We start from the raw sequence: 14,038 nt of genomic DNA, 5'->3' as shown, positions 1-14,038 counted from the left end.
GCTGTGTTGGTGATAGTCCAGTCCGACGTGATAGGTTATTTTCGACATTGCTCGTTGCTCCGAGTGAAATCAGGGGAAGTTAGATATCACTTGGTTTTACTCTGCAGCGAGCATTTCATCCCCATCTACGAAAGGTGGGAAAAGCGAGTATCCGCAAGTTATCAATCGAACGTCCCTCGGGGTAAATCGAGTTTCGAAACTGATTTGCCGAATGATTGTCGCAGTAGTCTTCCCCACGACCGTATCGTTTCATTCCGAAGGCTGCGCTTCGCGGCGGTCGTGATCAAATTCCATCCGGTCCAAGCGGATCCGTGAGCAGATCCGCCAGGCTGTTGTCACCTGTGTCCTGCTCCCTTTCTTCCAGATTCGCATCGAAGGCTTGGTCGACCAAATCGGCCCAGGTTGTCGATGCCGATGGTTTGGCGCTAGTAACCAATTCCTCAGGCAACCCAACCGCGGATTCCACCACGGTTTCCTCGGTCGAGGGATCGATCTCGATCAACGAACTTTGTGGCACGACGGGGAGCTGTTCTCCGGCAATCGAAGCGAAATCTGCCGCACGGCTGAGTTCGTTGATCACCAACAGAGCATCGAGTGCAGAAAGCTGCCCATCACGATTCACATCCGTGCGTCGGGTGGTGGCGACCGTTCCGATCACCTGCTCAGCTTCCGGTGGTGCAACCGACGCGTCGGAGTTAGCGGCCATCTCATTGATGACGATCAAGGCGTCCAATGCGGTCACGGCGCCGTCGACATTGACATCGAAAACGTTCTCGCCTTCCGGGACGCCCCCAGGGGCGGGCACGCTGCCCGCGGGAAACAGCGAACTGATTTCGGTCGTCCCCACCAATGGCACCGGCGACGCCGCGACGGGATCAAACGGAGCCAGACGAGGATCCGGCGGATCCGTTTCAAACTGCAGCGAATCGATCGGCACGATCACAGCACGCAACCAAGTCAGCACGTCTTTTTCGGCGCCGCCATCACCGAGGACTTCGCAGTTTACGACCTTGTCGAGTCCAATTTGGATGCAAGTATCGCCTGGGGTCAGATTGTCTTGATCGCCACCGTCGATAAAGTCACCATCGACGGGAATCAGGGTGTCGGATCCAAAGTCCTGATCGGACAGCAGGATATCGTTGCCACCGCGCCCACCGATAAAGTCGACACCGTCGCCGCCAGTCAAAACGTCTTGTGCCACGCCACCGAGCATGGTGTCGGCACCGAGTCCGCCGTTGAGCACACTGATCGCAGTGGAGTCGTTGGCGATTTGATCATCACCCTCGTTGCCGTCAACGCGTGCATACTCGACGTTGTCGATTTCGATCGGTTCAATTGTGGGATCCCCTGTGATCCGGCCAATCGTGATTCGGTCTGCTTGGTCCGTGCCAAGCACTTCCAATCGATCGTTGGCTCCACCGCCACCATCCCAGCGGATCGCTTGATCACTTTGCTCGATGCCGAACGGTATCTCGCTGGTGATCGTGAGAATCTCATCGGCCAAACCCGTGTTGATGTTGAAGTTCTCGACGGCCAGCGAATCGACGACTTCGTTTCCCGTGGTGTCACGCTCTGCTTGAGTCGCCCTGGGTGTTGTCGTTGCCAAAACACCTTGTGCGTTCGCCGTGATGACGTAACGTAGATCAAGTGGTACATCGGCATCTTGAGCGTTGACGTTGATCGTATCGCCGACGTCTTGATTAGGGACGTTGGTTTCGGAAAATTGGTTGCTGGCGTCAACGGTAATCCCTTCGACAAACGTTCGTATTGCACCACCATTGTCACCACCATCGATCAACAGTTCACGCGTTCGCGCCTGTGCGTCTTGTCCGCCTGCACCGATGGGATCGTCGTTGATTCGACCTAAGAAACCCGCGGCATCCGCGCCGCTGGCATTCAAGTTGAAGGTGTCGTTGTCGTCACCACCAAGGAGTTCGACAATGGTTTCGTAGAACACTTCGTTGATGTCGAACGTATCCTCACCTGCATCGCTTTGGACGTGAATGACCGCGCGCGAATTGGTTTGTACGGCAGACGCGGATGCGACGGGATCACCGAGCGTTATCGTGTCGGCCTCTTGGCCGGTTGTGACGTCGATGCCCGAAGTGGAGCCACGATTGAGAATCGTCACTGTGTCGGCTTGATCGGCCGTATCGATTTGTAGAACACTTTGGTCGCCGCTTGTTTGAACCTCGACCGTATCCGCACCACCCTCCGTGTTGAGCCGAAAAATGCTGTCGGCCCCGGTGCTCACGATCGTGACCTGGTCATCTCCGCCGCTGGTGCTAAGAGTGACTTGGTTGTTGGCAACCGTTGTGCTGACCTCTACGGTGTCGTTTCCGTTGCCCGTCTCAATATCGAGCGTTTCGACGGTTTGATACGAAATCACTCCGGTTGCACCCGCCGCAGTCCGCTGGAAAGCCGAATCACTGAGCGTGTAGGAATTATCCATGGGACTGGAGTCGTCACTGACAATCAGAATGTCACCCACCGGAGTCTCAGCCGATACCGAGACGCTCGTTGCCGGAGCACGTCGGGCCGTAACCGTTTCGGTGGCTTCGGCAGTTGACGAGTGCGGTCCACCGATCACCGTGACGTCACCTAGGATTCCGTTCAAGGTGCCTGCATCGGTTGGTGCGTCCGACGAAATGTGAATCACATCGTCCCCATCTCCTGCATCGGCGATGATCGGGTTGTCTGCATCGGTCGATCGAATGTCGAATCGGTCGTTGCCGAGTGCTGATTCAATGGTAATGGGTCCGAGTGTGTCGTCGTCATAGAACAACGAGTCGGCATTGATGGTAATCGTATCATCTGTTACGAGAATGATGTCGTCGTTATCGGTCCCAAGCAATGGACATAGGTTGCCGCCCACGTTCACGCCGAAGGTGTTGTTAACGATCGATCCACTGGGACGCAAGTACGTCAAGGCGCAGAGATCATTGCCATGGATCGTCGAATTCAGAACGTTCATCGTTCCCTGATCATTGAATGCTCCGCCTCCGGCCGCATCACCTGAATTGGCAAGGTTGTTCGTCAACGCAACGCCGTCGAGCGTCAGCGTTCCGGTACTATTGAACGCACCACCGCCCGCTTGATCGGAAAGGGCCCCAAATGCCATGTTGCTATCGATCTGGGTTCCCGTAACGAGCATAATCCCGTCACCATTCCAGAGCCCGCCACCCTCGGCCGCGACGTTGTTCTGGAACGAGCCGCCATCGACAAGCGTGACACTTGCTGCGCCCGAGGCATGCAAACCGCCGCCATTGACGTCCGCCGTGTTTCCATCGGCCGCGGCTGGTCCACCGACGGTAACATTGGTTAACGATACGTTTCCGCCGTTATTTTCGACTCCGCCGCCCGCGCGAGCCGCTGCGTTGGACGCGATGGTCGTGTTGTCGATGGTGACCGTTCCGCCGACGGTCATCACGCCACCACCGTTGCCATTGTTCGCCGTGGCCAAATTGCTCGTGATCGTCGCGTCATCGATATCGAGCGTTCCGCCGATATTGAACACGCCACCACCACCTTGGTCATTGGCTGCGTTTGCCCCCGAGTTGGCCGTGTTATTGACGATGGTCGTGTTGTTGCGGATCGTCATTTGGCCATCGCCGTTCCACAATCCGCCGCCCTCTTGGGCTGCGACGTTGTTCTGGAACGAGCCGCCATCGACAAGCGTGACACTTGCTGCGCCCGAGGCATGCAAACCGCCGCCGTTGACGCCCGCCGTGTTTCCGTCGGCCACGGCGGGCCCTCCGGCAGTGACATTGGTTAACGTCACGTTCCCGCCGTTGTTCTCGACTCCACCGCCGGCGCGAGCTGCTTCATTGGATGCGATGGTCGTGTTGTCGATGGTGACCGTTCCGCCGACAGTCATCACGCCACCGCCGTTGCCGAGCGCTCCGTCGGCATGGTTCCGCTGGATCGCCGCATTATCGATGTCAAGTGTGCCGGCAAGGTTGAATACACCGCCACCGCCTTGACCGATTGCGTTCCCGCTGGCAGCGTTGTCGGCGATAGAGCCGCCTTGAATCGTAAGCGAAAACGCATCGCTCCAAATGCCACCGCCACTTTCTGTCGCCCGATTATCGGAGATCGTCACATTGTCCAAAGTGGCCGTGGTCGTCGCGGTTGTGGAATCGTTGATGCGAATACCGCCGCCGAGCACTGCGGTGTTACCAGAGATCGTTCCGGCGGTGATCGTGACCGTCTCAAATTCGCTGACCGCCAAGCCGCGTCCGGGAGTGTTGATCAAATCCACATTGGTCATCGTCAACGTGTCCGTGTCGGTGGCACCGCCGTCGACAATCAAAGATGCAGCATAAAGCGTATCGAGCATGGTCACGTTGACGACGTCGACTCCGCTGCCCGCATTGACTGTCAAAGCACTGCTCGGGCTAGTGAACAAGACGCTCTCACCGAGAGTCGAATCGATTTGGTTGAGATTGTCATTCGCGGCCGCACCGTCACCGAGCGTGATCGTTTCCGCGCCGCAGGTGAAGGTGAAAACTCGAGTGGTTGCGGTAATCGTATCGATGACCGGCTCCAAGCCAGTGTAGCTGATGGTCGGAGTCACTTCGCCATCATAGAAGATGCTGCCGTCGTGGTCGTTCAGGAAGACGTGTTCGACAATACTCGCAGCTCCGCCGAGAACTTCGAGCGAATCGCCGTTGACTTGAGCTCCACCAAAAAAGCTGATGCCATCCGCGGGATCAAACAACCCGGCCACCGGGTTATTGATCCGTAGGACGTCGTCGCCATCGAGACCTGAGAACGAGAGGCTGTTGGCTCCGCTGAAGCTAAAAATGGGACCCGCAACACCGCCGCTGGTCAATTGAACCGTTCCCGAATCAGAGGATGTGGCGTTCACGGTCAAAATGTCGTCGTCGGCTGTTCCGACGATCGAAACATTTGCTGAATTCAGGTCGACCGCTTGTTCGAGCGATAAGAATGTCAAGATGCGGAAATCGGTCGCTTCGCCAACGGAGCCGTTGGAATCACCATCGACTTGGATCGTGTCGACCGTTGGCAAGAACGCGTTACCCAGCGGATCGAGGATCATCAAATCGTCGGGCGGAGTACCGACAGGGTTGCCGCCGTCGAGCGTGATCAGTGTTGAGAAAGAGGGTTCGACTCCTGAGTCGGCTCCAGCGGAACCGGTAAAGGTATCGTTGCCATCGCCCGCTATCAACGTCAGCGATTCAAGCGTGGAAGCGTAAACGACCGTTTCGCCAACTGTCACGTTCTCGATCGTGCCGCCGTTTTGTCCGTCGATGTTGAACGTTTCGTCGGCAGTGGTCCCGAACAAATTCGCTTGGTCATTCCCGCTAACGGTATCGGCAATGTTCACATCGCCAGCAAGTCGCCCAAACGAAATGTTGTACCGATCGTTGCCCGCACGTCCGTTCAGGGTAATCGCATCAGAAGATTGTCCCGCACCGGGATTGAGGATGATCAGATCATCATCGTTACCGACCGCATCGGCCATCGCAGGGCCAACCGTGCTGGTGATCGTGCCAAGGATCGAAACGGTTGTTCCCACCCCAACGTCCGCGTCACCAAAATCACTCTGCAAGCTGACCACATTGCCGGAAACCGTCGAACCATCGGAAAGCATCAAGTCATCGCCCGCGCGCAACGTGACCGAACCGGTGGATGCTTGCACCATGACGCTCGGTTGAACCGTCAAGTCGTTACCAAAACCTGCGGAATCCGTTGCCGTCAATGAGATCGATCCCGAAGCGGAAACGACATCTTCGCCGACCGTGATCATTCCAAGCGAGGATTGCAACTCAATATCGCCGCTCGTCGTGCTCACGCCTTCCAACGGCCCCACGCCGCCAATCGCGAAGCTGGCGCTATTTCGAACGAAGAAACCGCCCGCGCCGGAGCTGCCTTCCAACAAATCAACACGCGTATCGAGCCAACCTCCCGCTGCCGAAGTACCAACCCCATCGCTCGCCGTCAGCGTCGCCGAAGCAGCCTGAAGATCAATCGCATTGATGTTGTTCGTTGTGATCGAGCCAGCCGTCGCGGCGAGCGAGATTGCCCCAGTCGTCAACAGATTCGCGTCATCGAACAAAACGCTTCCAGCTGACAGCTCAACATTGCCGCTGCCTACATTGGTCAACGATGTCTGCAAGGTGATCGAATCATCGGTTCCTGCACTTACACTCAAGTTCGCATCGAAACCGGATCCTAAACCTCGTAGCAAAATGGTATCTGCACCACCGCCACCACCGGCCTCGGTGTTGATGGTCAACGATCCGGTCGGATTGGCGAACGTCGTCGTCTCGCCGCCGGTATCAGAATCGACGTTCGTTAGTCCCGCCCCTACCGCCGTCACGGTGATCGTTTCATCGGTGGCTCCGAAGTTCAACACAATATCGACAGCAGTGATCGTCGACGTGATGGGTTCCAAACCCGTGTACTGGATCGTCGCACCGTCGATATCAATGTCGCCATCGTTCTCGGTGGCGTAGTGAAAGGACAAAGTTGTCGCAGTGCCGCCGAGCAGCGAAATTTCATCGTTGTTATCACCACCATTGAAGGCAATCGGCACGGTCCAGTCGTCTCCGCTGCGATCGATGGTTAGCGAATCGTCGCCCCCAAGTGTGTTCACGATCAGGCTGGCAACGCTGGCATCAGAAATCGTGACCGTGCTCGTTCCGCTTCCGGTTGCCCCGGGGATCGAGGATGCATCGATCGTGAGACCACCGTTGTCCGTGATGGTGTAGATCCCATCGGCATAACGGATCGTCAGGTCATCGTTGCTATCCCCCCCGTTGCTGTCCGTGATCGTCAGAATACCGTTAGATAGGGTTACGTCGGTATCCGGAATCTCGGTTCGCAAGGCAACGATATCCCAGGGACCCTCCAATTCGGTTGTGGCATAGGTGTTGACCACGTCACCTGACGTCGCGATTTCCAGCGATCCTGAATCATCAGCCACAAACAGATTACCGGAGGCAGAATCGTAAGAGAGCCCGAGAGCTCCCGTGAGGCCCGGTGTTGCAATGGAGCCGATGAGTACGGGAGAACCACTCTCGATGTTGAACGCACTGACTCCCAAATCGCTGCCAAACTCATCCGCAATGAACAATCGGTTTCCCGCTTCGTCGATGGCGATGTCGCTGGGGCTACCCACGATGTCATTCAAGTCGAATTGGCCAAGCAACGAACCGGAAGAAGAAAACTTGAATAACTCCACGCCCACCCCGACACCAGCCGCGTTTGCGATCCATACATTGCCCGAGGCATCCGCATCAATACCCTGGGGGAATACCAAACGAGGATCCGAGAATGTTTCCGTTAGACTCCCGGCACGATCAAATCGAACGCTCGTTCTTGGTTGCGATACGGATCCGGCATGCGACGCATAGAGGTTGCCCGCGCTGTCGAACTCAAGGTTCGACAGATTGCCATCAAGAGCCGAGGTGTCTGCGAAAACGCCGAGCAATGCTCCATCGGGCGAATACCGACTAATTACATTGCTGCCGAAATTCCCGGTAAAGACATCAGTGCCGTTGGTCGCAATCGTGGCGACAACCCCAGAATCAAAGGCAAATTTGTCATTAAAGGTCCCGTCGCGATCAAAACGAAAGCCCGAATGCGAAAAGCCCGAAGGCGTCGAACGATCCGTCCCGACGATGAAGACTTGATCGTTGGCGGTGGGGAGGGCATTCAAAGTCGTCGGCCCAGCGGCAAGCGGCGCCGGAGCGACGGCAACGGTTTCGCCTTCCGGCGTCCTGTCATCCAACGAATTGACGGTCAACGCTGCCAGTAGCCGCCGATCCTCGAGCGATTCATGAATCAGCTGTCGAGACATTACCCCGCGTGCGCGAGCGCCACGACGTTTCCGAGCGATTTGCTGGCGTTTCTTTCTTGGGTTTGAGTGAATCAGCTCAAATAGACGGGGAAACATGAGACAAACGCCTTTGTACAATTATTCAGGTAGTACCGGTTGTTACGCACGATGCAATGTATAAGACTACACCGAAACCACCCACGATGGAACTAAGTAAGGCTGGGGAACTGGGCTTTTTGGGAGGTTTGCACTGGCATCTTGGTAGGCCGGTTCCCAGGCAGCGGAAACCAGCACTAGCCCCACCCGGACGACTCCGATATCGGTGCTGGAAGAAATGCCCTACCTGACCCTCGCCAATGGGATCGAACGATCCTGTTGCAGCAGGCGTCCCTCGCTCGCCCCGGGATCCAAAATCGGTTCCCTTCTCTCTCGCATCCAACGGGTATCTCCGATTCAGATGACATGCTGGTTTGCACAGCTTTCGAAGCGTTTTCAACGGCAAACCGTGATCCATCTGCGCCACCACGGATTTGCGAAACGCGGCTGGCCTCAGCCACGTTGCCATCGGTTTTGCTACAATGCTTTTGGGGAGGAACATTCGAGAGTGGGGTACGAATACCCAACATTTCCCTCCGAACCAGCGATCGTGCGAAAAGCAATTGCGAGGCGTCAAACGGGGTAGGCTACCCAAACCAGTGGGTGGAAGGTTCCTGGCGTTTTGGATGCGGTAGGGTGAGATGAGCAATCAAGGGTCCCATTCGAGTGAGCTACAGTACCAAGAGGGGCAAGAGGTTGTCCCCGGTTACACGCTCGTTCATCGACTCGGAAAAGGTTTTTCGGGGGACGTATGGAAGGGCCGTGCGGCGGGGGGAACCGAGGTTGCGATCAAAGTGGTTCGGTCGCTGTCGGACATTGGTGGTCGCAAAGAACTGAAGGCACTCAAAGCGCTTCGCAATATCCGCCATCCCAATCTTTGTCCGGTCCACGGATTTTGGACCAAGGACAGTCAGGGCAATCTGCTTGAAGAAGGAGAAACCAGCGTCGTGCTGGATTCGTCGAGTGAGGATTCCAACTGGGCGACGGCCACCATGCAAGCGGGTTCTTCGCCGCCTGCTTCGAATCGCACAATTGACGATGACTCGGGCGATGCCGAGGACGAACGCCATGCCGAGCAGTTGATCGTTGTGATGGGGTTAGGCGATTGCACGCTGCACGACCGTTTGCAACAGGTCAGGCTGAACGCAGGCTTGAATCCGCAGGATCGCGAGGATCGCAAAGTTGCCTGTGGGTTGGAGCCGAAGGAGTGCGTTTTGTATTTGCGTGAGGCCGCTAAGGCGATTGATTTACTCAATCATTCTCATGCGATCTATCACTGCGACGTCAAGCCGCAAAATATTCTGCTGGTTGGCGGCGGAGTCCAGGTTTGCGACTTTGGTTTAGCCAACAAAATGGAAGGCGACAGCAGGTTGACGCGACGCGTTTTCGCATCGCCGGCGTATGCCGCACCCGAGGTATTGGGGGGGCAGACTTACAGTTCGACGATGGACCAGTATGCCTTGGCAGTCACCTACTTTGAACTTCGCACCGGTCTATTGCCATTTGACATCACCACAGAAGCCACGATCATTTTGGCGAAAGGGACCGGCAATCTGGATCTGAATGAAGTGACATCGCCGGAACGCAAAGTACTGCGAATCGCGATGCAGGCTGACCCGAAAAAGCGATTCGATTCGTGTACCGATTTGATAAAGGCGCTGGCGGTTGCCAGTGGGGTCGAGAAGTCCGGCGGAGCGATCACGCTGCCACGACTGATAGCGGGTTGCGTGTTGCTTGTCGCAATGATCGTCGGCAGCGGTTTTCTGTGGCGTTCGGTTGCACCGGAGTCGTGGGGACGGTTTACTGGACGCGGCGTGTTTGCTGCCGAAGTGCTGTTTGAGCAAGTTCGCGCGAACGAAAAGGATTTCGGTTTTGTCGATACGGAATCTCAAGTCTCATTCAATGCCAAGGTTGCACTCCATCAAGGTCTTATCAGGAATGTCGAAAGAGCCTTTTCCGGTGCCGACCCGGAATTGAAAATGCAGATCCGCACGTTCACCTTGGCGACATGCCAGAAGTGGGTCGATGCATGCCATTCTCAACTGGTCCAAGGCGGATTCGCCTCGCCGAACGATGCGATCTCAAAAGAACTTGACATCATCGAGACGGTTCTCGGTGACTCGAAGCTAAACTTGCTCGATTTGCAGAAGCTCGAGACAAGCGAATTGAAGAGGGACGTGCTTTCAGCCAGAGTTCAGATTGCAGCCTTGGATCGACAATCGCTCACGCCTGAGCTAGAGCTTGAGTACCGAAACTCGCTTCCCCGTGGCAATCCTTCCGAACGAGAGTCGATTGCAATCGTCTGTCGTGCACTCCTACATCACGATGAAGATGCTTTGCCAGGCCATTACGCTGATGGCAACGTCTTGAGTGACCTTGAGGCGGCTCAACAAGTCTTCGCATCGACAGAGTCCGAAACGTTACCGGCATGGTCCCGCAAGCGTTGGGGCGAGATGGAAGGAGGGAAAAACGGTTTCATTGCTCAATTGAAGCAAGCGACCGAGCGTCAACCCCGTTTGCGGGAACGCATCACTCGAACCTGGCCGGACATCTTCATCGACGCAGACTTGAATGCGATGAAGAGGAAAATGGTGGAGGGACAATGGGACGATTTTGCCGACGCGTTAAAGGAGTTTCAGGATTCAAATCTGGATCTCCGTGATCTCATCGTCAAGCAGAAATCGGAGTTCTTTGGGATGCTAAGTGGTGGACTTGAAGTCGATGCACCGCAGGATGCTGGTAAGTTGTTGGCAGAGGTGAACGCAAAGTTGTCGCAGGTTGACCCCTCCGTCAACACGTTTTTTCTTGGTGCGATGAGTCCATGGGTTAATGAAGTGTTGACTCATGTGATGGCAAAAGCAAAGAAAATCAGCTTGGACGATGCAAGGGCAATCCATCAGGAGGGACTAAGACTTGTCGGCGATTCACCGCAGTCTTCGGTGCCAGCCATTGACTCACTCCTCTTGATGGCCGCGATCAACGTAGGGCCGAAACAATTTGACGATGCGGAATTGAACGGGATCATCGACCGGCTTCGCAGCAACAGCAACTCGCCCCTTCATCAGCTTCTGACGTCCGCAATCAGTCTCGAAATCGGCGCCCGACGAAAGATCCCGTTTGTAGGAAACCGAACCATTGCCGATTTGCAGCGGCAAATGGAACAGTTGGATGCGTTCGGGAATGTATCGGATCAATTGCCGGCAGGCTATTTCGACTACCTCCGCGGCTTGATTTCGATCTGTGAAAACGCCCCTGCGGACGCAGCGAATCTTTGGTACCAAATGCAAACGGGTTCCAATGCGGAGACGATTCGAAATCAATTGGCAGCGGAGCGTTGCGAGTGGATTGCTGGCCAACTGCTTGAGTTGGCCACGATCGAATCCGGAGTGAAAGACCACGAAGTCTTGCAGTTGCGTTTCATGGAAAGCAACGATGGCAAGGGGGCTGGGGGAGCGGAGCGAGTGGATCAAGCGAAATGGTGGTTGCAGCCGGATGTACTTGAGAGCGGTGTTGCAAGTCCGTCGGAAGTCGTGCAACGGTATCGGATCCAGGATTTCGTTCTTGCAGTGGCAACTGCTCAACGCGAGGGGAAATTCGATTCCAATCTGCGGACTCCCAGCGAGTTGCAATTGCTGTTTGATCCCAATACGCCGCCGCTTGCTCGCAACGGCCAGTTCTTTCGAGCCGCGTTTCAGTGCGAGCTTGCGTTTTGCCAGGAAAACACAGGGGACGTCGGCGCGCATACGAAACTACTGCAAGCAACCGTCGCCGTGACGGAGATTGCATTAATGGACTCTGCAATCACGAAACGCGATACACTCGACAACTTTCTTCGTCCTGCCATGGACCGAATTGAGGAGGATTTGCGCACGGGTAAATCATCCTTACCCGATGCGATCTTGACCCGATTTGCGAAGCACTATCTGAACATCGGTCGTGAATGCGAGTCGCTCGATTTAAGCTCGTCGGAATCCTCACTGAGACGGCTGGAACGGCTTGAACGATCGGCAGCAACACTTGCCAGGCTTGCCGGAAACGAAACCTCCAAGGCGGAACAAGTCGCCTACCTGATTTCCGCGGCTGAGTTTTTGCAGCAACGTCAACGGGATTCTGGCAATCAATGGACGCCGGAACAGTTGGAAGTGTTTTCCGGATACGTCGAAAATGCGAAGCAGATTGATGCCCAGGATCCCAATGTTGCCGTTGCCGATGCCTTCCTGGAATACCATTACGCACGCAGCAAGACTGACCCGCAAGAACGAACCAAGGCGTTAAAGATCGCGGCTTCGGAACTTGCCGAAGCGGTCGAGCGTTTGGAACAGATTGATGCGATGTCGCTGGAGCAGTTGAAGAAGCTGTACCAAGTCTATGTGAGGCATGCGAATACAGTGGTGTTAGTTGTCTTTGAAGTACAAGATGAAATCGAGTTCAAGAGTAAGGCTTTGAGAAGTGCACTCGCGAGTGCGGAGAAGGCTCGTGATTTGTTGAGCGACAGTGGGAAGCTAGCCGTCACCCACAATGAGGCCTACATGGCGATTGGAAACTCCAGTGAGGATCTGGCGTTCTATTGCGATTTGCCCGCTGCGGAAAAGAAGCAATTCTATCTCAAAGCCATCCAAGCCTTCGAACAGGCCTGTAAGAAGACGAACAAAGGAGAGTCGATGAAGGCTCGCTCCTACCTCGCTCGCTGCCGGTTTCGATACGCCAAAGAGTTCGGTTTGGTGGAGCAGATGAGGCTCGCTGACGGGGATCTCGGAGAACTTGACCCACGCGAATCGTCCGTGGTTCAGGCAGATTGGTTGTATTGTAGGGCACAGATCAGAGCGGAAATTGGTAACCTTGCCGATGCGATTGATGATGTAAAACGAGCTTGCAGCCTATTGCGAGGTTTTGCAAAAAGCCCAATGGAGCAACAAGACCTGAACGATTACCTATGGTTTTATGCTGATTGCTTGAAGGCTCGCGGGAAGGAACGAGACGACGACAACGCTTTAAGAATTCTTGTTGAAGAGATTAAGAACCCTGGACCGAAGGTGTTTTGGAAATGGCTTGAACTGCGATGCGCGATTTTGGTGGAGTTACAACGACTAAGCGATGTCATCGAGCCAATCAAAGCAATTCCTCAGCAACGGTACGATGATCTTTCTGCCAAACCGCAAGAGACAACGAGATGGCTCGCCCAACTCTCGTTTTACCTGCGTCGCGCCGGGTTCGAATCCCCAGCAGCCGAAAACCTAGAAGCAATTCGCTGTCTCAATAGGTTTCAAACAGAATGCCGGAAGTATGGAAAAGAGATTGGTGCAAACAAAGTCGCCCAGCAATATGCCCTCGTGATTGACGCGAATGAGAGATCACTCTCCTCGGATCCGCTTGTGGAACGGATTCAAAATTACCTGAACCTGTTGCGTGAAACCCAGTCGAAGGGTTTGGACAGCACGTTCCGAGCCTCTCTTCAAGGATCCATGTATGATCAATTGTATGCTTTTGTGGATCGGGTAACTCATCGAAGGGAAATCGATCAGCAGATCGACAAACTGTCTGCGCAAGAACGCGTGTCGCTACGAGAACAACTGCTCGAATATCGTGACTATCTGGCCAACGGAGGTGCTGAAATGCAGAAGACACGAGAGGACATTTCTCAATTCACCAATTTGTTTCTGCCTCGATAACCAAAGGAGTGGCCGCGCCATGCTCAGGTTTTTTCTGAGTTGATCGTAACGCACCGCTTTCCAGCTGGACTTCGACGGTTTTGAAACCGCGCAGGTTTCTCTATGCCATGTTTGCTTTCACATCAGGCGAACCCTTGCTTTGGTGGGCGAAATCGGGGTCCGAGGCGAAGTTCTTGGCTGGCGGCGAGGCCGCCCTACGACCAAGAAAGCCGGATTTACGAGGAAAATCAGTCCGATCTGTAGAATTGGCATAATCCCTCCCCTGCGAGGAGGTCGATCAAAGACAAAAAATGGGTGCATCCATTCGCGGTCGCGTCCTTTGAGTTGAAATGAACTGGTAGTTGGTCGGGGGGCCGCTGCAATGCATCGCTATTTATGGGTCACTGTATTCGTTTTGAATCCGCTGCTCACACTGTGTTGGCTTCCTACGAGTGCCTCGGAGCCCGGCGGCGGTGTGCTCCGCATC

At 55.1% G+C, this 14,038-nt stretch carries 2 protein-coding genes; one reads left to right on the top strand and one right to left on the bottom strand.

All coding sequences use genetic code 11. From position 1 onward, the window contains the following. Nucleotides 1-283: 283 nt before the first annotated feature. On the bottom strand, nucleotides 284-7,828 hold the full coding sequence (locus Poly41_RS33240; protein WP_197231984.1) for a dockerin type I domain-containing protein: 7,545 nt from the start codon (nucleotides 7,826-7,828) through the stop codon (nucleotides 284-286). 716 nt (nucleotides 7,829-8,544) lie between these two features. Here Poly41_RS33240 and Poly41_RS33235 point away from each other — a divergent pair. Further along, nucleotides 8,545-13,572 (top strand): protein kinase domain-containing protein, encoded by a 5,028-nt coding sequence (locus Poly41_RS33235; protein ID WP_146531680.1) that lies wholly within the window; start codon nucleotides 8,545-8,547, stop codon nucleotides 13,570-13,572. Nucleotides 13,573-14,038 lie beyond the last annotated feature (466 nt).

The organism is Novipirellula artificiosorum (assembly GCF_007860135.1).
GTDB lineage: Bacteria > Planctomycetota > Planctomycetia > Pirellulales > Pirellulaceae > Novipirellula_A > Novipirellula_A artificiosorum.
Note: the sequence above shows the minus strand (reverse complement) of the source record. Positions and strands in the feature narration are given on the sequence as shown.

Excerpts from the sequence above, each read along its gene's own strand:
- Poly41_RS33240 (WP_197231984.1), bottom strand. The coding sequence starts at position 7,828 with ATGTCTCGACAGCTGATTCATGAATCGCTCGAGGATCGGCGGCTACTG.
- Poly41_RS33235 (WP_146531680.1), top strand. The coding sequence starts at position 8,545 with ATGAGCAATCAAGGGTCCCATTCGAGTGAGCTACAGTACCAAGAGGGG.